We start from the raw sequence: 21,939 nt of genomic DNA, 5'->3' as shown, positions 1-21,939 counted from the left end.
TTGTTTTATTTTAACAAGGATGCTTTTTCTGTTTTCTTTATCTGCACCCACAATATTAGTTTTGCTTTCTAATGACCAGGCTATTCGATTATCTTTGATGACATAAGAAAATGACGTGTGCTGATGCACACGTCATGAATAGGTCTTTTCTATAATTAGACGTTACGCCGCTTTTCATGTTATCGTTCTAGCGGGTTGGAAAACCTGATGTATACTGTCTTGGGACTTCTGTTTCTTGCCGAAGAGCTGATGCGGCTTCTAAGGTCCAATATGGATTTCTTAACATTCCTCTTCCGACTGCCACAAGGTCCGCATCTTCGTTGCCAATCACAGCGTTTGCCAATCCTGGCTCATCTAGTCTTCCTACAGCGATTACAGGGACATGAAGTGCTTCTTTAATGGCTCTTGCTAATGGTACTTGGTACGCAACGTGCGTTCCAGGTCTTCCTGCCGCAGCGATGGGACCTTCTCCCCCTGCACTTATATGGAACATATCTACTCCTGCCTGCTGATAAACCCCGGAAAATTCAATCGCTTTGTCGATTCCATAACCGCCCTCTACGTATTCTCTTCCAGAAATGCGCATGATTAATGGCATATTTTCAGGCATTTCACTTTTTACTGCCTGAATGACTTCTTTGCCAAACTTTGTTAAATCCTGTCCATACTCATCTGTTCGTTTATTGGTGTATGCGGATGTAAATTGATGAATCAAGTATCCGTGGGCACCATGAAGTTCAATTACATCAAATCCTGCTTTTACAGCTCGTTGTACAGCCAAGCGAAATTTTTCTACTATTTCGTTTATTTCTTCTGTAGACAGGGCCCTTGGAGTTTTCGAGTTTTCGTCGAATGGAATCGCAGATGGAGCCACGGGTACTTCTGCATCTTCCGCTTTTCTTCCCGCATGTGCAATCTGAATCCCGACTCTCGCTCCATATTGATGGCAGGCGTCTACAATCCGTTTTAATGGAGCAATCTGATCGTCTGACCATAAACCTAAATCATAATCAGAAATTCGGCCATCTGGTTCCACATCCGTCATTTCGATAATAATTAAGCCGGCACCGCCAATCGCTCGGCTTACGTAATGTACATAATGCCAATCTGTCGCTAGTCCATCTTTATTAGTAACCGAGTACTGACACATCGGTGGCATGACAACGCGATTTTTCAACTGCAGTCCCTTTAACTGGTAAGGTGTAAATAAATGATCCATGTGAACACTCCTTCAATCGATTAGCATTTAGTTGAAAAAGGTTGATTTATAAAGTAATACAAAAAGGATAGCGTCTACTTTTTTCGCCATTTTAACCAACCTATTTCACGTCTAAAAAACTAAGTTATAAGTCACATCCATAAAATGCATGTGCATGCATACAAATTAACACACAAAAAAACCACACGTCAAGTAAGATGATTTTCACTAAAAAACGGGACCAAGCAACCCGGCCTTTTTAACCATCCCGATTTTACTTCGTCGCATTTCCTTTTAATTGACCCATTAGTTGTTGTAATTCTTCTATAACCGTTTCTTTCGAAAAGGTCCTTTCTAGTGTTGCATGAAACGTAATCATTGCCTTGTTAAGCTTTTCTTCTCCTTCCGGTGTTAAGGAAGTATAAATCGCTCTGCGGTCGTCTACGCAGATATTTCTTTTTAAGACACCACAGTCCCTTGCTTCAAATCGGCTTACCAACCTAGACATGGCGCTTTGACTTAAACCGACCAAGTTCTGTAGTTGCTGTAATTTTAATTTTTTTTCAGGTGCTTCATTCAAAAATAAGAGAACATAAAACTCGTTCAGTGATAATTGATGTTTTTGTTGAAGGCTGCTCTCTAACTCATTTGTAATATTCATCTGAAAATTGGAGAAGGATAACCAATTGGTTATTAGTTGTTTTTGTGGAGTCGATTCCATCTGTACCACCCTATTCTTGTCCAAAAGGCCCTAGAGCCTGTGTATTATTTACCTTTATACTATCAATTAATTTAATTACTAGTCAATTGGTCAGGATGCTTAAAATAAGCAAATAAATTCTGTGAATATAGCAATATTTTAATTTTCTTAAAATACGTGAGATTTTCTAACAAAGAAAAGGCAAATGTTTGGTAAGCCAGCTTGTGTTAGTTCATCTTATTTGCTCCAGGTACTACCAAAAAAATACCCATTAGGAAGTCAACTAGAATTGGAAAATACATACATATCCCAATTATGCAAGGGTTACACTAATAAAAAGTATTCGACAGGTGGTCCCGAATGAATCAAAAACTAATCCATGCCTCACATATTTATATCTTACTGATTCTTTTCTCAGGGTTTATGGTTCATGTCCTAAGCCTCCCGATTTTGTTATCAACCGCTAAAAGAGATGCTTGGCTTTGCGCTCTTGCTAGTGCTGTTCCGATCACGCTTTGGTTCTTGTTCATTTTCTATATTTATAAAAAAATAAACCAGCAGGACCTTCTCTCATTTCTAAATCATGCTTATAGCAAATGGGTCTCGATTATTTTTTCAATCATGTTTGGTGCTCATTTCTTTATTATTGCCTTAATTACTCTTAAATTTACGATTTATTGGTCCAATGCCAATTATACCTTTGATGTTCCGAATTATGTGGTTGTTTCCTTGTTTGCCTTGATTTGCTATTATTCATCCGCTAAAGGGCTTCGCGCCATTTGTACCATAGCGATGCTGATCCTGCCCATTGTTGTCTTATTTGGATTATTAGTTGGGGTGGGAAATATACCGAATAAGGATTACGAGCAATTGTTCCCTGTTTTTGAAAATGGCTATATCGATTTTTTTAAAGGATTAGGATATGCATGTTCCGGTTTAGTTGAAGTATCCTTTATCTTATTTTTAACCTCAAACGTTAAAGGTAAATTAAAAATGAAATGGCTCATATTAACGGGGATCATACTTGCAGGGTTATCCTTTGGACCCTTAGTGGGTGCGATTACCGAATTTGGCTCAGTAGAAGCGGAAAAAATGAGGAATCCGGCTTATGAAGAGTGGAGATTGCTTACAATTGGATTGCATGTCACTCGCCTTGATTTTCTTTCTATTTTCCAGTGGCTGTCAGGTGCCTTTATCAGGATCAGTTTATCTTTATATATCGCTGCAAAGGGCTTTTCGCTGAATACGGAACATAAATGGGTCCTTCCAATGCTTTATGTTTTATTAATTATTGCAGCTAGCATTCATTGGGATTCCGTCTCCTTTATTTATTTTTTGAAAAACTTTTATTTTCCCATTAACCTAATCTTTCAAATTTCCCTACTGCTGCTGGTTTTCCTACTCATCAAGTTAAAAGGTGTGAGCCATGAAAAATAATCAGTCTTCTAAACAAACCATAGACATTGTCCAAGTGAAAAATTGGTTCGAAGGTTCTTCTGATATAACAGTCAAACAAAGAACCTATAAAGTGAAGAATTCCACTTGCTCATTAGAATTCTTCTTTTGTCCCAATTTAGTGGATATAAGATCGTTGAACGAAGTCATTTTTCCTCAAATTAATATGGTGATAGAAAAGCACGGTTCTTTCACCATTGAGCTTTTAAGCAAGATTATGGAGGTTAGCCCGCTTAAAGAAGGTAAAAATATCAAGTCTGAATTGGAAAAGAAACTGTTTTCAGGTGAACTACTTATTTTTTGCTATGCTGTGAATGATTTCTTATCGATCCCTATCTCCAACGCTCCAAAGAGAAGTCCAGAAGAATCCACTTTAGAGACTTCCGTCCGAGGACCAAGAGATGGATTTGTTGAAAATGTCTCGGATAACATGGCATTAATCCGGCAGAGATTAAAAACCTCTTCTTTAAAAAGTATGGAATATACACTAGGTGAGCGTAGCCAAACCAAAGTATTGTTGCTTTATATCGATGACATTATCAACCCTTCCCTTCTAGATGAAGTAAAAAAACGTTTAGAATCCATCAAGATTGATATTATTGTCAGCAGTTACGAACTAGAAGAGCATCTCTATGATAATCTTTATTCTATTTTTCCATTAATGGACCATATCGGAAGACCAGACTTTGTTGTTCAATCTTTAAACCAAGGGAGGTTTGTCATTGTCGTAGATGGAAATCCTTCAGTTATTTTAGGTCCAACTAATTTCAATCAAGTTCTCTACTCACCCGAAGACGTACATCAAAGTTTTTATTATATAAGCTTTATTCGAATCCAACGGATCATTGGTGTTTTTACTACCGTTTTTTTACCAGGCTTCTACATTGCCTTAATCACGTTTCAATTAGATCAGATACCCTATTCACTATTGGCAACCATTACCATATCGCGAATGGGGCTGCCTTTATCCGCACCTGCAGAGGCTATGATTATGTTGATTTTATTTGAATTATTTAAAGAAGCTGGTGTACGTCTTCCGAAAGCGGTTGGCCAGACGGTGGCCGTTCTTGGAGGGTTATTTATCGGTGACGCTGCCATCCGTGCCGGGTTAACCTCTCCCTCTATGTTAGTGATTGTTGCTATCACCGTAATCTCTGGTTATACATTGATTAACCAAACCATTGGCGGTAATATTGCCCTGCTTCGTATGGTTGTCTTACTATTTTCATCCTTTTTAGGTTTATTTGGTTTCTTTATTGCTTTCTTTCTGTTATTAACCCATGTCGTCTCATTGGAAAGTTTTGGACAGCCTTATATCTCTTATTTATCCGATCCAAATAGAGCCGACATTCTTAAAAACTTCTTAAAGATGCCATTTCCATTTCTCAAGAAACGGAACAAAGCCTATCGTCCTATCGATCCCGATAGTCAAAAGGAGTAATGAATGATGAGATATATATTCCTTTCTATACTCAGTTGTCTCCTCTTGATTGCGACAGGTTGTACAGGTGCAAAAGAAATTCAAAATGAAACTTATATAACGGCCATCGGATTTGATTATTCTAAAGGGCAGTATACCGTGTATCTTCAAGCATTGAATTTTTCCAATATCGCCAAACTAGAAGGCAGTTCTGGATTGCAACAGGCTGCACCGATTTTAATTGGTCATGCCACAGGTAAAAGTATCCAGGCAGCCATCAGCAAATTAGAGCAGCATGCTACTCTTCCGCTGTACTACGGTCATGTGAATACTTTTGTTTTAAGTAAAAATGTCATTGAGAAGCATTTACCTACTGTTGTTGAGTATATCGGGCAGAACTCTTACCTCAGGTACAATTGTTGGCTGTATGGAACAAATGGTGATATTAAAAAGGTTCTTTTAGCAGAAAGTTTTTTTAATTACCCCTCTATCTATACCGTCCTCCATAGTCCTAGTCCGTTATTAAAGGAAAACTATTCAATGCCAATTGAAAAATACAACCGTATTATTTCAAAATATAACCAATCAGTAGGTACCTTGATCATCCCGAGCATTGATATCAAGAAAAAGATTTTCTTGCAGGATGAAAAGCCCATAAATATTGCAGCTTTGACCGGAGGATTTGTTGTTGCACAGCATCAGTATAAGGGCTGGGTCAAAAAACATGATCTAATTGGGTTAAAGTGGTTTTCCGAAAAGGCAGGTCGAATCCCGATTTCACTCTTTAAAGAGCAAGTAAGTGTACAAATTATAAAACCAAAAAGCTCCATTAAAGTAATAAGTGGTCCACAACCTGCCTATGACATAATTGTAAAAGCCAACGCCTATATCAATCAAAATGTAGAGAATTTGAGTGTGAGTACCATTGAAAAAGAATTAGCTCAGAAAGTGAGAAATGAAATTCAACTAACCTTGGAAAAAAGCGATCAAATAAATGCTGACCTTTTAAATATTACTGAAATACCCTATCGTTATCATCACAAAAAGTGGGACATTAATGTTATTAATAATATTAATAAGACCTCTGTAAAACATATCAATGTTGACATAAAGATACAACAAAACATACATTATAAACGCTAGTACGAAATCCTCATATTACGTTTTTTTATTAATTTACCTTTTATTTCATTAACGGCTCTTGTATACTAAACAAAGTTAAATATTTATAACTAGGGGAGTCCAATAGATTGGGCTGAGAGAGAGACACGTTTAAGTTTCTTGACCCTTTGGACCTGATCTGGATCATACCAGCGTGGGGAAGTTGACCAATCATCTTTATTAAGATTAACTTCTGCATACATATAGCCGGGTCCATCCTTTTATGGACCCGGCTTTTTTATGTGCTTTTATTCCCCATTTATGTTCTAGAACTCGTCCTTTACATTTTTAATAAAGGGAGAGATTATCAATGGCAACAACCTCATTAAATGAAAAAAACATTTCCATCATGTCCAATTTTTCAGGCAGTAAAAAAGTTTATGTAGAGGGTTCAAGACCCGATATTAAGGTGCCAATGCGGGAAATTGAGCTAAATCCGACAACAAGTACCTTTGGAGAGGAAACTAATCCCCCAGTACGAGTGTACGATACAAGCGGCCCTTATACAGATACAAATTATTCCGTAGATATCACAAAGGGTCTTCCTGCGCTAAGAAGTACTTGGATTCAAGAACGATCTGATGTTGAAGAGTATGAAGGCCGTGAAATCAAACCAGAAGATAATGGGTATCAAGATCTACAGGACCCTAGGGCTAATCATAAAGTATTTCCTGGATTAAAGCGTAAGCCATTACGAGGAAAAAAAGGGAAAAACGTGACACAGCTCCATTATGCAAAACAAGGAATCATTACCCCTGAAATGGAATTCATCGCCATCAGGGAAAATATGAAGCCTGAATACGTTCGTGATGAAGTCGCAAGAGGCCGAGCGATTATTCCTTCTAATATCAACCACCCAGAGACAGAACCGATGATCATCGGACGGAATTTTCATGTAAAAATAAATGCTAACATTGGGAATTCGGCGGTTTCCTCCTCCATTGAAGAAGAAGTGGAAAAAATGACGTGGGCCACTCGCTGGGGTGCCGACACAATCATGGATCTTTCTACCGGTAAAAACATCCACACGACTCGTGAGTGGATTATTCGAAACTCAGCCGTTCCCGTTGGTACGGTTCCCATTTATCAGGCACTTGAAAAAGTGAACGGAATTGCCGAAGACCTGACCTGGGAAGTTTTCCGTGATACCTTAATTGAGCAGGCTGAACAAGGTGTAGATTACTTTACGATCCATGCCGGTGTTCTCTTACGATATGTTCCGTTAACAGCGAAACGGTTAACCGGAATTGTCTCACGTGGCGGTTCGATTATGGCCCAATGGTGTTTACATCATCATAAAGAAAACTTTTTATACACTCACTTTGAAGAAATATGTGAAATTATGAAGTCATTTGATGTGTCCTTTTCATTAGGAGACGGGCTGCGTCCTGGGTCGATTGCAGACGCAAATGATGAAGCACAATTTGCTGAATTAGAAACTCTAGGAGAATTAACGCAGATTGCTTGGAATCATGACGTACAGGTAATGGTCGAAGGTCCAGGACATGTACCGATGCACCTCATTAAAGAGAACATGGATAAACAACTAGAGATTTGTAAGGAAGCGCCCTTCTATACACTGGGACCTCTTACAACGGATATTGCTCCCGGATATGATCATATAACTTCTGCGATTGGAGCTGCGATGATTGGCTGGTTTGGTACCGCCATGCTATGTTATGTGACTCCAAAAGAACACCTTGGACTACCTAATAGGGACGATGTCCGCGAAGGAGTGATTACCTACAAGATTGCTGCACACGCGGCTGATTTAGCTAAAGGGCATCCCGGTGCACAAATTAGAGATGATGCTTTATCTAAAGCTCGGTTTGAGTTCCGTTGGAGAGATCAATTTAATTTATCATTGGATCCTGAGAGAGCATTGGAGTACCATGATGAAACACTGCCTGCTGAAGGGGCAAAAACAGCTCATTTCTGCTCCATGTGCGGACCAAAATTTTGCAGCATGAGAATCTCACATGATATTCGAAACGCTGCAAAAGAAAACCAACTTGATCAGAAGCAAGAGATCGAAAAAGGAATGAAGGAAAAAGCCGAAGAGTTTAGACAATCTGGCGGTAACATCTATCAGTAAGCAAGGGTAAGCAAGGGGACGGTTCTTGTGCTTCCATAGAAGCGTGAGAACCGTCCCTATGCTTCCACGCTTCTAGAATTCTTCGTATGTAGCTGGGTCTTGGTTGTTGATTCTTCCATCTGGGCGAGTTAATCCTGAGATTAAGTTCATTTCTGTGTCAGTTAAGGAAAAATCAAAAATGGAAATATTCTCAAGCTGCCGTTGTGGTGATGCAGATTTAGGGATTGAAATGGCCCCGAGTTGATAATGCCATCGTAAGATAATCTGTGGTATCGATTTATGATGGTGTTCGGCAATTTGTTCAAGGGTATCATTTTGTAACACTTCATTTGCCCGTGCTAATGGACTCCAAGATTCGGTTATAATCTTGTTTTCTTCGTGCCAGCTTCTTTGTGAGGCTTGATTAAAAAATGGATGTAATTCTATTTGGTTCATGCTCGGTTTTACGCCTGTTTCCTTTTCTAAACGCTCAATATGCTCTGGCAAAAAATTGCAAACCCCAATTGAACGAATCAGACCCCATTTTTTGGCGTCAATTAAAGCTTGCCAAGCTTCAACATAGGTATCTTGATTCGGATTTGGCCAATGAATTAAATAGACATCGTAATAATCTAAATTTGCTCGATATAACGATTCTTGAATGGTTGTAACAGCCTTATCATAGGTTTGATAGCGGCCTGGCAGTTTGGAGGTTATCTTTAGCTCTTCTCTTGGAACAGCACTTTGTCGAACAGCTTCACCGACAGTTCCCTCATTTTCATAATTATAAGCTGAATCGATCAATCGATAGCCGGTATCAATCGCACTTAAGATCGATTTGACACCTTCATTCCCCTTAAGCTTATACGTGCCTAATCCTATAACTGGCAATGTCAGCCCATCATTCAGTGTAATCTCTGGAATCGATTTCCCCATCTCTCATCTCTCCTTTCAAGTCTATCTCTAAATTACCATAATGATGATTAGATTTCGTCGAAATAGAATGAAGTTAAAAGATAAGTCGGCTACCGCGTGATTTACTTTTTAAAAATATGGGTATGATACATACCAAACCATTTCTTTAGAAAGAAGGGATATTAATGATTTGGACAATTGTTGGGTTATTACTATTATTCTGGGTACTTGGGCTTGTATTCCATATAGCCGGAGGACTTATACACCTTCTATTAGTAGTGGCTGCCATAGTCATTATCTTCAAATTTATTTCCGGCAGGACGAAGAATCGAGCGTAAAGAACAAAATGGTGAAATAACGGGGACGGTTCTTGTGCTTCTTTAGAAGCATGAGAACCGTCCCCGTGCTTCCTCTATTGCTTTTTAATGGGAGTAACAACGGCAAATAAGTTCTCGGTTGGATCGGAGACGTTAAATTCGATAATTTTATATCCATTCCCTCCATTTTGGTTGTCGTTTTTCTGTGGTGTTATTACTAGCTTGTTATTCATTGTCATACTTCCTTCCTGACTTTTCTAGCACAGAAGTTACTATATGATGGATAGTCGAAAATGTGACTTCTCTTTTTACTGATAGGGAAAAACTACTCACTGCACTATAACAAAAGAGCTGCCACAAGTGCAGCTCTCAGATTGTAGACAAAAGGCATCCGGATGTGCCAATCTGGGTGTCTTTTTGTTGTTTTTTTGCTCGTAAGAGCAAAAGTTAGGCCTATCCTATGCTTATTGCTACGCCATTTCTGGACTTATCCAAGTCCAATTGGCCATCTTTTTTAAATTCATGGCTGCAAAAGTAAGCATCGCTTGCATGGACAATTTTTTTAGGCCTCTTAAGGTTGTCCAACGCATACCATGCTTTTCCTTGGCATCTGCAAAAACACGTTCAATGGTTTCTTTGCGTTTTGCGTAAATGCTTTTATTCTCTTGTGTCGAACGAAGATATTCGGCTTCTTCTATATGGTGTTCCCAGACATGACGCTGAATGAGTTTTTTATGTTCCTTACTCTGCGTGCATTTTGAAAGTAAGGGACATTTTTCACATTCAATCGGATTAGAGAAGTATTGACGGTAGCCTTCCTTCGTCGTAGTTGCATACTTCAATACTTGTCCTTGCGGACAGATATAACAATCGTAGTATTCATCATAAACATATTCATATTTTTTCATGTACCCCTCTTTCGTACGAGGGCGAGTATAAGGTAAAGCAGGTGTCATATCATTTTCAAATATGTATTGGGCAATAGCAGGTGTTTTATATCCAGCATCAGCAGCAACAGCAGAAGGTTTTCCTTGTTTCTCGATTACCTTTTCCAATAGTGGTTCGAAAATGACACTATCATGGACATTCCCAGGAGTTACAATTGCCCCTAATACAAAACCATTTCGATCAGCGGCCGCATGGAATGAGTATGCGAACTGTTTCGTACGCTCGTCTTTTACGTAATAACCACTCTCAGGGTCAGTAGTACTTTTTTTTATTTCCTTAAATTCCTCTTTCTCAAACTTATCTGGTGGAAATGGCTTTTTATCATGTTCTTCACGGTCTTTATTAATCTCTTCTTGTAGTCTTGCTTCGTATGCTTTCGTTTCTTTTCTAACTAATTTCTTCTCGAATTTATGTTTATTTGCACTTGCTTTTACATGGGTTGAATCTATAAATACATGCTCGCTACTAATCAATTTCTTATCAGAGGCTTCCTTCAAAATACGATAGAAGATCTGTTCAAATAAATCTGTATCTTTAAAACGTCGTTCGTAATTTTTACCGAAGGTAGAGAAGTGAGGCACTTTATCATAAAATCCAAAGCCTAAGAACCAACGATAAGCCAAATTTGTTTCGATTTCTTCAATAGTTCTTCGCATAGATCGAATACCGAAGGTGTATTGGATGAATGCCATCTTAATTAATATCACAGGATCAATGCTTGGGCGTCCTCTTTCAGTAGAATACATTTCTTGAACCAGGGGATAGATAAATGAAAAATCAATAGAAGCTTCTAACTTGCGTACTAAATGGTTGGCCGGCACAAGTTGTTCTAAAGCTATCATTTCTAATTGGTCACGATTTATCTGTGTATTCTTACTTAACATCTTATCCACCTCAAAAAAATTATCTATATCCCAATTATACAAAAAAGACTGCCTACAAACCCTTAATTTTTTCGGATTTGTCGACAGTCTGAGAGCTGCCACAAGTGCAGCTCTTTTCTGTTGCAGCTATTCCGTTAAAACTCTTTTTGCACCAACATAACGGTCTTTCCAATACTTTAACGTTAACGATTGAATCGATACACCCTTTGAGGTAGCCGCGATAAATTTATTATTTCCAAGATAAATCCCGACAAAGGAAATATCTTTTCCATTGGTATTAAAAAAGACCAAGTCCCCTTCTTTCAGGTTGCTCTTAACTACAGACTTTCCAAGTTTGAATTGATCCTTCGAAGAATGTGGAAGTTTTATTTTAGCAGCAGATTTATAAAAAATATATTGTGTATACCCCGAAGCATCGAATCCTTTCGGAGTTGCACCAGCCCATTTAAAGGGTACACCAACATATCGATTAGCCACAGCGGTTACTTCCTGCCCCCAAGAAGTTGATGCTTCTGCCTTGTGTAAAAAAGGAGTGAATAAAAACGTCACTGCTAATGCCAAAGATGTGAATCCAGCTAATACCCATTTTGGTAACCGTAAACTTTGAATCATTTTTCTAACCTCCAATTAATGTCATTTTGTTGATCAACATTTATTTAGACCTTAGGAGGAATGTTTTAGTTTCAATACATTAAAAAGTTTCACTCGACAAAGTATTTTACATCTTTTGACACAATTTCTTTAGAAGAAAATTCAAAAAATGAAAAACCCTATTTCCAAAATCGGAAATAGGGTCTCTTGATCCCGATCAATTCGGTTACCAAGAAGCATTACTGTGCCAGCAGCTTCTGAGCGACAATATAGCCGGAGCCGCCATTCACTCCATGTCCCGGCCAGGTAGCGGCACCAAGCATATAGACATTTGGAATGGAGGTCTGATGACCAGGCTGCCCTGGAAGGGGTCTAAACAGATAGCTTTGCGCCAAATCGTGTGCCCCGCCATATGGATCCCCTGGGCCTGCATTTGGGTTAAATCTAGCGATTGTATCAGGTGTAACCACATATTTACCAATAACTGCACTAGGAATGTTCGGAATATGTCTGCTCACTATATCTAATACCCGTTCGGTAAACCGCTCTGTTAAATCATGGGTCCAGGTTCCATTCCCCACGGCAATTTGATTAGCCGCATCCCCACGCGGACGAATCGGCACTTCCAATACCTGAAGCCGCATAATCGCTTTGCCTTCCGGGGCACGAGTTGGGTCAAGATTTGTCGAACAGTCAACCGTGAATGTTGGTTTAGCAGGCAGCAAATCAGCCATCCCTTGAGCAATCGCCAGTGTAAATCCGTCCAAACCGTCCGTTAAATGAGGCTGCCCCACACGATGAAATCGTTCATCCGGCCACTGTGGCGGTTCGCTAAGGGCTAAATGAATCTGCACACAGCCGCGGCCATATCGGAACTTTTCTGCTTGGGCACGAAGTGGTGGTGAAATTTCCGTATCCTTTAAGAGGGAGAGATAGAGTTGATCAGGAGTAGTCGTAGCTGCCACAGCCTGTTTAGCAAAATATTTTCTTCCCTTAGCTGTCCGAACACCCACTGCTTTCCCATTTTCCACTAAAATTTGCTCAACTAAAGATTGCGTTACAATCTCCCCACCCTGGTCTTTTATTAGTTGGACCAAAGCGTGAATCAGTTTTTCACTGCCGCCCTCCGGAATTGGCATTCCCCCGCCCATCAATGCCATCGTCGTCAGAGGCACCCAAATCCCGCTCCCTACTTCATCTGGCGTTCGTCCCAAATGTGTGACCCACGATGCGAGCATTGCCCTCGTTACCGGTGACTTAAGGGAACTAACGGTATGACGGGCTGTGGTTACAATAGATGCCGCAAAAGGTGAATAACCACTTCCACCCTCTTCATGTAACAACCGCTTAATAATAGGAGAAGCTTCAGGGCTTGATAGATCCATGTTAAATAATCCGAATACATCGTTCACATAAGGATTTAACTGTTCAAACATGGCTGCCAAAGCCAAGCCATCATCGTGAGCAAGCCTTTCTGCTTCTTCTATGAGTGCTGCAAATGAAGTCGGCAGAACCGCTGTACGTCCGTCTTCCATCGAAACTCCGGTAGGCAAATCCGTATTTAAGTAGGTTAGTCCCCTCTTTTCTAGGTCCTCTCTAAGTTCAGCATACGCGGGACCTGTGGTAAAAAGCGGATGTGCTGCTGCAAAAACATCGTGCTTGAATCCGGGTAATGTCAGCTCATCAGTGCGCAGAAAACCGCCGGGACGATCATTTTTCTCTAACACTAGCACACTACGGCCTGCGCGAGTTAAATAGGCCGCTGCTATTAACGCATTATGGCCGCTTCCAACTATAATCACATCATATTTTCCCACTCGATTCTCTCCTCCATATAGCTTATAGCCAAGTTATACGTAAAAAGATATTCTTGCATTTGGATATTAAGTACTAATTCTAGCTTAAATTTATTAGATATTTCGTGCTATGTCGTTCAGAAATGGCTACTAGAAAACTAGAAGAGAGGAACATCCTTTAAGACGTTCCTCTCTTCTAAAAAAGACCCCTATAAGCTTAAGTTACTGGTATCGTATGTCTATTTAACTTCTTCCCAATAATACTGAATTGCTTCTTTCCTAACTACCTCTGGACATTCCACTTCCTCTTCCCAGTGGTCGTAATTGTTCTCTCCATTCACATGTTGGATATCAACACTATAATATTTATCTTGATATTTAAAAATAATCACGAGCATCTCAGAATAACCTGCATCATCATGTCCTAGCTCTTGGACAAATTCTAGTCCATAGCTTTGATGATTTTTTCGTTCGGCAACAGAATCTAGTAGAATATTTTTAGGAAACTTCATTTTTTTACTGGCTCCTCCATTTTATATACGTTTTTTACTACATAATAAAATCATATTATAGGGTTGATTGCAAGGGCAAAATCTTGACTCTTTTTCTAGACAGCCATTCTTTCCCTATTACTCTCTACTTTATTTCTAAAACCTTTATTCGTATGGATTAGGATTTAACATCTATTTTTTCAAAGCCCCTGCTTTTCGATTCGTAGATGATCCCCCATTCCTCAGCATTTTATATTACCACCTCACCCTTTAGATGGGATTTATGGAAAATTAATTTTGATTATGTCCAAAGCGAAAAAGGTTTTATTATAATAGTTAATAAGATCGTATAGATGGGGGATCGCATATGAAATTGATTTCGATTTGTCCGAGCAATACCGAATTAGTAGCTTATTTAGGGTTAACATCATCCTTAATCGGGATAGATAATTTTTCTGACTGGCCCGAAGCAATCAATGGTTTGCCAAGGCTGGGACCAGATTTGTATATAGATATGGATAAATTAGAAAAGTTACAGCCTGATTTGGTTTTAGCCTCCCTTTCCGTTCCAGGGATGGAACGCAATATTTCAGAAATGGAAAAACGTCAGATCCCATATGTCATTGTTCCGAATCCACAAACCTTGCAAGAGGTAGCAGACTGTCTTTTGTTTGTCGGAAGAGCAACCAATACCGATGACAAAGCTCACCACCTTTATGAAAGATTTACGCGTATTCTTCAAACCTACGACTCTTTAAGCCTGCAAGTAAAAACACCAAAAACACTTTATTGGGAATGGTGGGCAAAGCCCATATTCACTCCAGGTGCTGGGAACTGGTTGACCGAAATGAGCAGGCTTGCCGGTGGACGAAATATTTTTGAAGATTATTCTGAAGCAAGTGTCCAAACAGATTGGGAAGATGTAAAAAGCAGAAATCCAGACGTTATCTGCATTGTATGGGTAGGTGTTCAGAAAAAGAAAGTAAACCCAAAGGTCATCCTCAAACGTCCAGGTTGGCGGCAAATGAACGCTATTAAAAACAGACAACTCTATATTCTCGATGAACCTCTTTTTTGCAGGCCATCCCCCCGCCTATTAAACGGGTTGGCTAGAATTGGATATTTCCTTCATCCTGACATTTATCCACAGGTAAACGAACATCTCGACTTGTTAATAAATTCTTGACCGATTCGGAATAGCTGGATCACAAAAAAACACTTACTCTTGGTAAGTGTTTCAGATTGTAGACAAAAGGCATCCGGATGTGCCAATCTGGGTGTCTTTTTGTTGTTTTTTTGCTCGTAAGAGCAAAAGTTAGGCCTATCCTATGCTTATTGCTACGCCATTTCTGGACTTATCCAAGTCCAATTGGCCATCTTTTTTAAATTCATGGCAGCAAAAGTAAGCATCGCTTGCATGGACAATTTTTTTAGGCCTCTTAAGGTTGTCCAACGCATACCATGCTTTTCCTTGGCATCTGCAAAAACACGTTCAATGGTTTCTTTGCGTTTTGCGTAAATGCTTTTATTCTCTTGTGTCGAACGAAGATATTCGGCTTCTTCTATATGGTGTTCCCAGACATGACGCTGAATGAGTTTTTTATGTTCCTTACTCTGCGTGCATTTTGAAAGTAAGGGACATTTTTCACATTCAATCGGATTAGAGAAGTATTGACGGTAGCCTTCCTTCGTCGTAGTTGCATACTTCAATACTTGTCCTTGCGGACAGATATAACAATCGTAGTATTCATCATAAACATATTCATATTTTTTCATGTACCCCTCTTTCGTACGAGGGCGAGTATAAGGTAAAGCAGGTGTCATATCATTTTCAAATATGTATTGGGCAATAGCAGGTGTTTTATATCCAGCATCAGCAGCAACAGCAGAAGGTTTTCCTTGTTTCTCGATTACCTTTTCCAATAGTGGTTCGAAAATGACACTATCATGGACATTCCCAGGAGTTACAATTGCCCCTAATACAAAACCATTTCGATCAGCGGCCGCATGGAATGAGTATGCGAACTGTTTCGTACGCTCGTCTTTTACGTAATAACCACTCTCAGGGTCAGTAGTACTTTTTTTTATTTCCTTAAATTCCTCTTTCTCAAACTTATCTGGTGGAAATGGCTTTTTATCATGTTCTTCACGGTCTTTATTAATCTCTTCTTGTAGTCTTGCTTCGTATGCTTTCGTTTCTTTTCTAACTAATTTCTTCTCGAATTTATGTTTATTTGCACTTGCTTTTACATGGGTTGAATCTATAAATACATGCTCGCTACTAATCAATTTCTTATCAGAGGCTTCCTTCAAAATACGATAGAAGATCTGTTCAAATAAATCTGTATCTTTAAAACGTCGTTCGTAATTTTTACCGAAGGTAGAGAAGTGAGGCACTTTATCATAAAATCCAAAGCCTAAGAACCAACGATAAGCCAAATTTGTTTCGATTTCTTCAATAGTTCTTCGCATAGATCGAATTCCGAAGGTGTATTGGATGAATGCCATCTTAATTAATATCACAGGATCAATGCTTGGGCGTCCTCTTTCAGTAGAATACATTTCTTGAACCAGGGGATAGATAAATGAAAAATCAATAGAAGCTTCTAACTTGCGTACTAAATGGTTGGCCGGCACAAGTTGTTCTAAAGCTATCATTTCTAATTGGTCACGATTTATCTGTGTATTCTTACTTAACATCTTATCCACCTCAAAAAAATTATCTATATCCCAATTATACAAAAAAGACTGCCTACAAACCCTTAATTTTTTCGGATTTGTCGACAGTCTGAAACACTTACTCTTGGTAAGTGTTTTTTTAATATTTGTTTCATTTACGAAGCTAAAAATTTATCGATAGCGGACTGGTTTTCATCCAGGTTGACGCGGAGGACTGCTCCAATCCCATCAAATGTTTCATTTCTAAAAGAACCATCCACTGGAATACGTATGGTTTTTATGTCACCGGATTGGTTGGTTAGCACATCTTTCCCCAAAGAAAACATCGTTGATTTATTTAAATTGGTATCAACATATGAACCAACAACACCCATTATTTTTGGAAGTTTTACTAAGGTCCCAACACTTAAGGCTTCATCCTTTAGTTTCCCAATGACTTCCTGCTGTCGCTGCACACGGCCAAAGTCACTGAGGTTATCATGTCTAAAGCGGACATATCCTAATAACTTATCACCATGTAAAACTTGCTTTCCTGGCTCTATGACCATGCCAATCCCTGAAGACATTTCATGTGGTACATCTACCTTAATTCCATCAGGTGCTACGATATCTACAATTTTAGAGAAACCTTTAAAATCAACTACAGCATAATAGTTTACATCAATATTAAAATTTTCCTTAATCGTTTTTCTTAGTAATTCTGGCCCGCCAAATGCATACGCCGCATTGAGTTTTTGCTTTCCATGACCAGGGATATCGACATACGTATCTCTCATGATGGAAATTAATTTTGCTTTATGGCTGTTTTGGTCGTAATGGGCAATCATGATGGAATCCGTTCTGGAATGCTCTTCTCCCCGGGAGTCACTTCCTAACAGAAGGACATTTATTTTTCCAAACTTCACTTCTTCGCCATTAAAAGCGTATGCTTTTTTTGTATTATTGTTGCCTTCCTTACCGAGCATAACTCCTTGAGAATACTCATAAGCACTATACGCACCAACCCCAATGATCATTAAGAGGAATAAAAACATAAAAACTCTTTTCCATTTAACTCTTCTTCTTCGTCGCATTCTCTCCATGGTACACCTTCTATCATTATTATAGTATATTATTCCGGAAAAATTTCATTTTGAGGAAACTAGTAAACTAGTGATGATCTATTTTCAAAAAAAGGACAACTTAGATTTCCTAGTTTTAAAATATACTGATTTGTGGCTAATTTGTCAATTTTTCATTTGTCCTAGACGAATTAGCCTATATTTCTACCATTAAATTGATCCACTCTGAATTCATTACCTCTATTCCTCCTTTTTGCATCCCTAAACCAAAGGGTTTGGCCTATTCAATTAAAGGTATTTTATTTCATTTCAAGAAAATAAGAGTGTTTCCTTATGAACACTCCCAATTGTTCGTATTTATTTTATTTGCTCGTCTATTTTTTCAATAATGGTTTGATAATATCCAGCTGGGTGTGGAACAAATTGATCTCGTCCAACGAGCTGATCAATAGAGTGCTTACTTCCATCTGCCTTTATTTCATACCCCGTCACTCGAATCACATCTTTGGATTCATCCCAGAGTTGGCGAAAGTCGTTAAAATAGACTTTTACAATCCCTGCCACTTCTTCTTTTTGAAGGTGAAAGTCCTTGATTTCCACATGGCATTTATATAAGAATACGTTCGCTATTTCATTATCGATATAAGTTCCCTGAATCGAGCAATACTCAATGATTCCTAATGGCACTAGCTCTTCAAAAGGAACATCGACACCAAGTTCCTCTTTCACTTCACGGACACCATCTGCTACCGTTTCATCGGCTAATAGGTGACCGGCAGCAGTGATATCCAACAAGGACGGATTCTCTTTTTTTTGTTCACTGCGAACCTGTAATAGGAGATCATTATGGCTTAAAAACCAACAATGGAACACTTCGTGCCAATATCCCTTTTTATGTACCTCTTCGCGACTAGCCACACCCATTTCATTTCGCGCTTGATCGAATATTTTTATTTGTTCGGTCTCCATCTTGATCCCACCTGCTTCTAGTTAATGAAGATAATCATATGTATTTTTCGCCAGCAATAAAAAGGTCACGACGATGAACAAAGCGCGGACATAACCACTTCCCCGTTTGATCGCAAATTGCGAGCCGCAGATGGCCCCAGCGAATTGGGCAATCCCCATCAATATTCCATAAGCATAATGGATATGTCCTAAATACATAAACATTAACAGTGCCGCAACATTACTGCCAAAATTTAAAAACTTGGCATTCCCTGCTGCTTTTAAAAAGTCAAAACCAACCATTAAAAAGGCAAATATTAAAAATGAACCCGTTCCCGGGCCAATAAACCCATCATAGAAACCAATCGCAAAAATAAGGATCAGAAAAATGGTTAAATGACGAATGGATAATTTCTTATTGGTGGTTACACTTCCCCAGTCCTTTTTAAAAATGGTATAGATCGCTACGGCCGCGAGCATGACCAGCATCAAAGGTTTCAAAATTTCAGGGTTCATCAAATGTACGGTCCACGCACCAATCATTGAGCCAATAAACGTTAATGGAAATAGCTTAACTATGGACTTGATATCAAGCTTTCCGGAGCGGTAGAACATAATCGTACTGGTTAACGAGCCAATGGTTCCCGCTAATTTATTGGTGGCCACCGCTGCCGCGGGTGACAATCCTGTAAATAACAAAACTGGTAAGGCAATCAGTCCGCCGCCGCCGACAACTGAATCGATAAATGCGGCTAAAAAGCCAAATACAATTAAAATAACGAATAAGGATGGATCTAAATCAAATGGCATCTACTCACACTTTCTTATATAACTATAACTATAGAAATAGTAGCTAAGATTTTCATAATTGTAAATAGTCCTTATTAAGTTTACGTGCTTTACTTGTGCTGATACGCTTGTTTATACAAACAGAGGATTGATTACTTTATTAATAAAATGATTCTTCCTACCCAAAAAAGTTGCTCCCATTTATGGAACAACTTTTTTCCTAAATAGCTTGTACTTTGTAGATCCTGTTGGGCTTGTTTATTTCATTATTTCTGATTAAACAGGTTTTTTAGCATATCTGCCAAAGATGACGTTGGCTGATTGGCAGGTGTCGCATATTTATCTTTTAGTGATTGAAACGATTCTTCCTGGCTTTTCTTTAGATTTTCTCTAAATTTATTTTTTCGACGTTTCTTGGCCTGCTCATCAAGCATATTTTTGAATTGCTGCTGGTTTAATTTCTGGAGTTGTTCCAGCCATTCTTGGTTTAGTTCACTCATTCTAATCCCTTCTTCCACTATTTTTTTTGTGCTATCCAATGGAGGAGTGCTATATCTCGTAACACCCCCCATAAAAAAAGGCCAGCACTCATTTAGTTGAACTCTGGTAACTTAGCTTGTCCGCGCTCAGCACTGCCTGATTTCATACAAAATGAGGCATAAAACAATGTATGGGAAATTTTTTGGATGGTTTGTATTATTATCCTACTATCTTTTCTAAAAATAAATAAATGGTTAGATGCCCAACAAGCCGCCCCAGATCGATACACTAATACGAAAAGGTAACAAGGGATTCCTTGTTACCTTTTTAAGCTCTTTATTTCTCGAAAGAGTAAGCCCGCTCCACTTTAGAAATTCTAACGGTATAGTTCTGATACCATTCCTCTTTGCCTTTTTGCTGTGCAAGTCGGTGCACTGCATGGTTTTTCCATGCCTCTATCGCTTCCACTGACTCCCAATAGGAAACCGTAATACCTAATTGTGAATCCCTCGCGCTTTCCATTCCTATGAAACCTGGCTGTATCAACGCCAGTTCCTCCATTGTTTTTGACATTTTTCCATAGCCCTTATCCCCATCTGTGCGCCCTGAAGTAAAAATAACAGCATAATAGGGCGGCTGTGGTGCTTTGTTCATCCTTTTTCCCGCTTTTTTTGGTTACCTTATTTCACTATATACATAGTTTCATATAAAAAGGAAATAATATAAAATATTTCCTTTTTAGTATTGCGTTTTCTTTTCACATGTAATAAAATTATTACATATGAAAGACTTAAAACATGGTGATGATCTCCTTAGGATTCTGGAAGCCTTGTCAAACCCTTACCGGTTAAAGATTATTGCGATTCTTCATCAAGAACGGCAATATGTGAGTCAGTTAGCGAGAGATCTGGGGATAAGCCGTCCCTTACTCTACCTTCATCTGCAAAAATTAGAGGAAGTTGAACTAATTCGGAGCCATCACGAAATTTCAGAGAATGGTAAAGCGATGAAATATTATGAGCTAGACTCTTTTAACCTCACATTAAACGAACAAGTCATCGCTGGTTTAGCTGACAGCCTAACGTTAAAAAAACGAAAGGAGTAACTTTAGAGTATTATTTTTAAAAATTTTGGAAAGGAATGTTACCTATTATGTTTTCTAACTTAAATGCAGGCGATTTTATATTTCCTATAATTGGCCTCGGTTCGTTCATTTTGCCAATTCTGCTTGTGATTGTTTTGATCGTTTATATCATTCGGGTTGTTAGAAGGACGGAACGCCGTGCAGAAGAACGTCTAAAATTAGAACAAGAAAATACTCATTTTCAACAGCAGCAATTAAAAGCGATTAATGATTTGAGCACACGTTTAACCAATATTGAAAGCATGCTTAAAGAAGTTGAATAGTCGCTCATGATGAGATCTCCAATGTGAGATCTTTTTTGTACAATTTTTAATGAACATGGTCTCTAATTTTATAATAATCATATATTTAGATGAGGATTTATTTCTAACCCATTCTATATGAAAAAAGGTGAGACTAAATGTTTGCCGTTCATTTTTTTGAAAACAAAAACCTTTTGTTAAGCCAGCTCCTTCAACGGGTCCCTTCCGTTGGGGAAGAATTAAAAATAAAAGGAAAAAAAGGAACCATTTCAAGTGTTACCAATGTGGAAGAAAATAAGTATCATGTTCAAGTGGTATTAGAAAAAGTCACAAAAGGGAAAAATGCCGTTGCTGACCTGTCCAAGAAGAAAAAACGGTAATAGGATACAGGTATCAGTCCAGCCTCTCTTTTTATCAAAAAATATCATTTAAAAAAGGACTGATTCCTTATGACTTCAGCCAACACTCCTTTAAATGATGATTCAATGGAAGATCGACTCGAAAAAATTATCCAGAAAGAGAAGGAAAAACTGGATACCCTCGAACAAAAATTAAACGAATTAATGAACAAACTGGAGAAGTACTCAAAAAAAGATAAACAGACATAAATAAACACCCCAAAAGTCAGATTTCACTCTAACTTTAG

At 38.6% G+C, this 21,939-nt stretch carries 24 protein-coding genes and 1 riboswitch; of the genes, 10 read left to right on the top strand and 14 right to left on the bottom strand.

What is annotated here, in order from left to right; genetic code table 11:
* Positions 1 to 187: 187 nt before the first annotated feature.
* Both L1999_RS12345 and L1999_RS12340 read right to left on the bottom strand, forming a co-directional pair.
* Positions 188 to 1,219 (bottom strand): NADH:flavin oxidoreductase/NADH oxidase, encoded by a 1,032-nt coding sequence (locus L1999_RS12345; protein ID WP_235743812.1) that lies wholly within the window; start codon positions 1,217 to 1,219, stop codon positions 188 to 190.
* Between the two features lie 253 nt (positions 1,220 to 1,472).
* Positions 1,473 to 1,919: a MarR family winged helix-turn-helix transcriptional regulator gene (locus L1999_RS12340; protein WP_235743811.1), complete on the bottom strand. Its 447-nt coding sequence runs from the start codon at positions 1,917 to 1,919 to the stop codon at positions 1,473 to 1,475.
* 339 nt (positions 1,920 to 2,258) lie between these two features.
* Here L1999_RS12340 and L1999_RS12335 point away from each other — a divergent pair, with 339 nt between their 5' ends.
* The 4 genes from L1999_RS12335 to thiC all read left to right on the top strand — a co-directional run bounded on the left by L1999_RS12335 (position 2,259) and on the right by thiC (position 8,029).
* On the top strand, positions 2,259 to 3,335 hold the full coding sequence (locus L1999_RS12335) for an endospore germination permease (protein ID WP_235743810.1): 1,077 nt from the start codon (positions 2,259 to 2,261) through the stop codon (positions 3,333 to 3,335).
* Complete coding sequence (locus tag L1999_RS12330) at positions 3,325 to 4,794, top strand: spore germination protein (protein WP_235743809.1); 1,470 nt, start codon at positions 3,325 to 3,327, stop codon at positions 4,792 to 4,794. Before L1999_RS12335 ends, L1999_RS12330 begins: the two co-directional genes overlap by 11 nt.
* A gap of 3 nt (positions 4,795 to 4,797) precedes the next feature.
* Positions 4,798 to 5,916: a Ger(x)C family spore germination protein gene (locus L1999_RS12325; protein ID WP_235743808.1), complete on the top strand. Its 1,119-nt coding sequence runs from the start codon at positions 4,798 to 4,800 to the stop codon at positions 5,914 to 5,916.
* Positions 5,917 to 5,997: 81 nt separating this feature from the next.
* A riboswitch (TPP riboswitch) is annotated at positions 5,998 to 6,112 on the top strand.
* 132 nt (positions 6,113 to 6,244) lie between these two features.
* Positions 6,245 to 8,029 carry a phosphomethylpyrimidine synthase ThiC gene (gene thiC, locus L1999_RS12320; RefSeq protein ID WP_235743807.1) on the top strand — a complete coding sequence of 595 codons (1,785 nt, stop codon included), beginning with the start codon at positions 6,245 to 6,247 and terminating at the stop codon, positions 8,027 to 8,029.
* Positions 8,030 to 8,101: 72 nt separating this feature from the next.
* Here the strand turns inward: thiC and L1999_RS12315 are convergent, their stop codons facing one another.
* The gene (locus L1999_RS12315) at positions 8,102 to 8,944 is read right to left on the bottom strand and encodes an aldo/keto reductase (protein WP_235743806.1); all 843 of its coding nucleotides are present in this window, start codon (positions 8,942 to 8,944) and stop codon (positions 8,102 to 8,104) included.
* 164 nt (positions 8,945 to 9,108) lie between these two features.
* On the opposite strand from L1999_RS12315, the gene L1999_RS12310 reads away from it, so the two are divergent.
* Complete coding sequence (locus L1999_RS12310; protein WP_235743805.1) at positions 9,109 to 9,261, top strand: lmo0937 family membrane protein; 153 nt, start codon at positions 9,109 to 9,111, stop codon at positions 9,259 to 9,261.
* Positions 9,262 to 9,335: 74 nt separating this feature from the next.
* On the opposite strand, the gene L1999_RS12305 is transcribed toward L1999_RS12310, so the two are convergent.
* The 5 genes from L1999_RS12305 to L1999_RS12285 all read right to left on the bottom strand — a co-directional run bounded on the left by L1999_RS12305 (position 9,336) and on the right by L1999_RS12285 (position 13,971).
* Positions 9,336 to 9,473 carry a hypothetical protein gene (locus L1999_RS12305; protein WP_235743804.1) on the bottom strand — a complete coding sequence of 46 codons (138 nt, stop codon included), beginning with the start codon at positions 9,471 to 9,473 and terminating at the stop codon, positions 9,336 to 9,338.
* Between the two features lie 237 nt (positions 9,474 to 9,710).
* A complete protein-coding gene (locus tag L1999_RS12300; protein ID WP_235739642.1) occupies positions 9,711 to 11,072 on the bottom strand; it encodes an IS1182 family transposase in 1,362 nt (453 codons plus the stop codon).
* 126 nt (positions 11,073 to 11,198) lie between these two features.
* A complete protein-coding gene (locus tag L1999_RS12295; RefSeq protein WP_235743803.1) occupies positions 11,199 to 11,684 on the bottom strand; it encodes a C40 family peptidase in 486 nt (161 codons plus the stop codon).
* 218 nt (positions 11,685 to 11,902) lie between these two features.
* Positions 11,903 to 13,480, bottom strand: coding sequence for a phytoene desaturase family protein (locus L1999_RS12290; RefSeq protein ID WP_235743802.1), 1,578 nt, complete (start codon positions 13,478 to 13,480; stop codon positions 11,903 to 11,905).
* A gap of 218 nt (positions 13,481 to 13,698) precedes the next feature.
* On the bottom strand, positions 13,699 to 13,971 hold the full coding sequence (locus tag L1999_RS12285; RefSeq protein WP_235743801.1) for a hypothetical protein: 273 nt from the start codon (positions 13,969 to 13,971) through the stop codon (positions 13,699 to 13,701).
* 346 nt (positions 13,972 to 14,317) lie between these two features.
* Between L1999_RS12285 and L1999_RS12280 the strand changes: the two genes are divergently transcribed.
* Positions 14,318 to 15,136: a cobalamin-binding protein gene (locus tag L1999_RS12280; RefSeq protein ID WP_235743800.1), complete on the top strand. Its 819-nt coding sequence runs from the start codon at positions 14,318 to 14,320 to the stop codon at positions 15,134 to 15,136.
* Positions 15,137 to 15,288: 152 nt separating this feature from the next.
* Here the strand turns inward: L1999_RS12280 and L1999_RS12275 are convergent, their stop codons facing one another.
* The 6 genes from L1999_RS12275 to L1999_RS12250 all read right to left on the bottom strand — a co-directional run bounded on the left by L1999_RS12275 (position 15,289) and on the right by L1999_RS12250 (position 20,561).
* A complete protein-coding gene (locus L1999_RS12275) occupies positions 15,289 to 16,650 on the bottom strand; it encodes an IS1182 family transposase (protein ID WP_235739642.1) in 1,362 nt (453 codons plus the stop codon).
* A gap of 134 nt (positions 16,651 to 16,784) precedes the next feature.
* Positions 16,785 to 17,594: an LCP family protein gene (locus L1999_RS12270; protein WP_430540033.1), complete on the bottom strand. Its 810-nt coding sequence runs from the start codon at positions 17,592 to 17,594 to the stop codon at positions 16,785 to 16,787.
* 453 nt (positions 17,595 to 18,047) lie between these two features.
* Positions 18,048 to 18,659: an NUDIX hydrolase gene (locus tag L1999_RS12265; RefSeq protein WP_235743798.1), complete on the bottom strand. Its 612-nt coding sequence runs from the start codon at positions 18,657 to 18,659 to the stop codon at positions 18,048 to 18,050.
* A 21-nt stretch (positions 18,660 to 18,680) separates the two neighbouring features.
* On the bottom strand, positions 18,681 to 19,448 hold the full coding sequence (locus L1999_RS12260; protein WP_235743797.1) for a TSUP family transporter: 768 nt from the start codon (positions 19,446 to 19,448) through the stop codon (positions 18,681 to 18,683).
* Between the two features lie 245 nt (positions 19,449 to 19,693).
* Complete coding sequence (locus L1999_RS12255; protein WP_235743796.1) at positions 19,694 to 19,927, bottom strand: hypothetical protein; 234 nt, start codon at positions 19,925 to 19,927, stop codon at positions 19,694 to 19,696.
* 316 nt (positions 19,928 to 20,243) lie between these two features.
* Entirely contained in the window at positions 20,244 to 20,561 is a 318-nt protein-coding gene (locus tag L1999_RS12250) for an antibiotic biosynthesis monooxygenase family protein (RefSeq protein WP_235743795.1), read from the bottom strand.
* 175 nt (positions 20,562 to 20,736) lie between these two features.
* Here L1999_RS12250 and L1999_RS12245 point away from each other — a divergent pair, with 175 nt between their 5' ends.
* The 4 genes from L1999_RS12245 to L1999_RS12230 all read left to right on the top strand — a co-directional run bounded on the left by L1999_RS12245 (position 20,737) and on the right by L1999_RS12230 (position 21,901).
* On the top strand, positions 20,737 to 21,012 hold the full coding sequence (locus tag L1999_RS12245; RefSeq protein WP_235743794.1) for an ArsR/SmtB family transcription factor: 276 nt from the start codon (positions 20,737 to 20,739) through the stop codon (positions 21,010 to 21,012).
* 47 nt (positions 21,013 to 21,059) lie between these two features.
* Positions 21,060 to 21,314 carry a hypothetical protein gene (locus L1999_RS12240; protein ID WP_235743793.1) on the top strand — a complete coding sequence of 85 codons (255 nt, stop codon included), beginning with the start codon at positions 21,060 to 21,062 and terminating at the stop codon, positions 21,312 to 21,314.
* Positions 21,315 to 21,451: 137 nt separating this feature from the next.
* Positions 21,452 to 21,673, top strand: a complete 222-nt coding sequence (locus L1999_RS12235) for a hypothetical protein (RefSeq protein ID WP_235743792.1) — start codon at positions 21,452 to 21,454, stop codon at positions 21,671 to 21,673.
* Between the two features lie 69 nt (positions 21,674 to 21,742).
* Positions 21,743 to 21,901 (top strand): hypothetical protein, encoded by a 159-nt coding sequence (locus L1999_RS12230; protein WP_235743791.1) that lies wholly within the window; start codon positions 21,743 to 21,745, stop codon positions 21,899 to 21,901.
* Positions 21,902 to 21,939: the final 38 nt, after the last annotated feature.

The organism is Neobacillus drentensis, assembly GCF_021560175.1.
GTDB lineage: Bacteria > Bacillota > Bacilli > Bacillales > Cytobacillaceae > Neobacillus > Neobacillus drentensis_A.
Note: the sequence above shows the minus strand (reverse complement) of the source record. Positions and strands in the feature narration are given on the sequence as shown.

Bases quoted from the DNA above. Each gene is read 5' to 3' on its own strand.
- L1999_RS12260 (WP_235743797.1), bottom strand. From the start codon at position 19,448: ATGCCATTTGATTTAGATCCATCCTTATTCGTTATTTTAATTGTATTT.
- L1999_RS12240 (WP_235743793.1), top strand. From the start codon at position 21,060: ATGTTTTCTAACTTAAATGCAGGCGATTTTATATTTCCTATAATTGGC.
- L1999_RS12280 (WP_235743800.1), top strand. From the start codon at position 14,318: ATGAAATTGATTTCGATTTGTCCGAGCAATACCGAATTAGTAGCTTAT.
- L1999_RS12325 (WP_235743808.1), top strand. From the start codon at position 4,798: ATGATGAGATATATATTCCTTTCTATACTCAGTTGTCTCCTCTTGATT.
- L1999_RS12305 (WP_235743804.1), bottom strand. From the start codon at position 9,473: ATGAATAACAAGCTAGTAATAACACCACAGAAAAACGACAACCAAAAT.
- L1999_RS12235 (WP_235743792.1), top strand. From the start codon at position 21,452: ATGTTTGCCGTTCATTTTTTTGAAAACAAAAACCTTTTGTTAAGCCAG.
- L1999_RS12340 (WP_235743811.1), bottom strand. From the start codon at position 1,919: ATGGAATCGACTCCACAAAAACAACTAATAACCAATTGGTTATCCTTC.
- L1999_RS12255 (WP_235743796.1), bottom strand. From the start codon at position 19,927: ATGAGTGAACTAAACCAAGAATGGCTGGAACAACTCCAGAAATTAAAC.
- L1999_RS12300 (WP_235739642.1), bottom strand. From the start codon at position 11,072: ATGTTAAGTAAGAATACACAGATAAATCGTGACCAATTAGAAATGATA.
- L1999_RS12330 (WP_235743809.1), top strand. From the start codon at position 3,325: ATGAAAAATAATCAGTCTTCTAAACAAACCATAGACATTGTCCAAGTG.
- L1999_RS12265 (WP_235743798.1), bottom strand. From the start codon at position 18,659: ATGGAGACCGAACAAATAAAAATATTCGATCAAGCGCGAAATGAAATG.
- L1999_RS12310 (WP_235743805.1), top strand. From the start codon at position 9,109: ATGATTTGGACAATTGTTGGGTTATTACTATTATTCTGGGTACTTGGG.
- L1999_RS12250 (WP_235743795.1), bottom strand. From the start codon at position 20,561: ATGAACAAAGCACCACAGCCGCCCTATTATGCTGTTATTTTTACTTCA.
- L1999_RS12295 (WP_235743803.1), bottom strand. From the start codon at position 11,684: ATGATTCAAAGTTTACGGTTACCAAAATGGGTATTAGCTGGATTCACA.
- L1999_RS12275 (WP_235739642.1), bottom strand. From the start codon at position 16,650: ATGTTAAGTAAGAATACACAGATAAATCGTGACCAATTAGAAATGATA.
- L1999_RS12345 (WP_235743812.1), bottom strand. From the start codon at position 1,219: ATGGATCATTTATTTACACCTTACCAGTTAAAGGGACTGCAGTTGAAA.
- L1999_RS12285 (WP_235743801.1), bottom strand. From the start codon at position 13,971: ATGAAGTTTCCTAAAAATATTCTACTAGATTCTGTTGCCGAACGAAAA.
- L1999_RS12335 (WP_235743810.1), top strand. From the start codon at position 2,259: ATGAATCAAAAACTAATCCATGCCTCACATATTTATATCTTACTGATT.
- L1999_RS12315 (WP_235743806.1), bottom strand. From the start codon at position 8,944: ATGGGGAAATCGATTCCAGAGATTACACTGAATGATGGGCTGACATTG.
- thiC (WP_235743807.1), top strand. From the start codon at position 6,245: ATGGCAACAACCTCATTAAATGAAAAAAACATTTCCATCATGTCCAAT.
- L1999_RS12270 (WP_430540033.1), bottom strand. From the start codon at position 17,594: ATGCTCGGTAAGGAAGGCAACAATAATACAAAAAAAGCATACGCTTTT.
- L1999_RS12230 (WP_235743791.1), top strand. From the start codon at position 21,743: ATGACTTCAGCCAACACTCCTTTAAATGATGATTCAATGGAAGATCGA.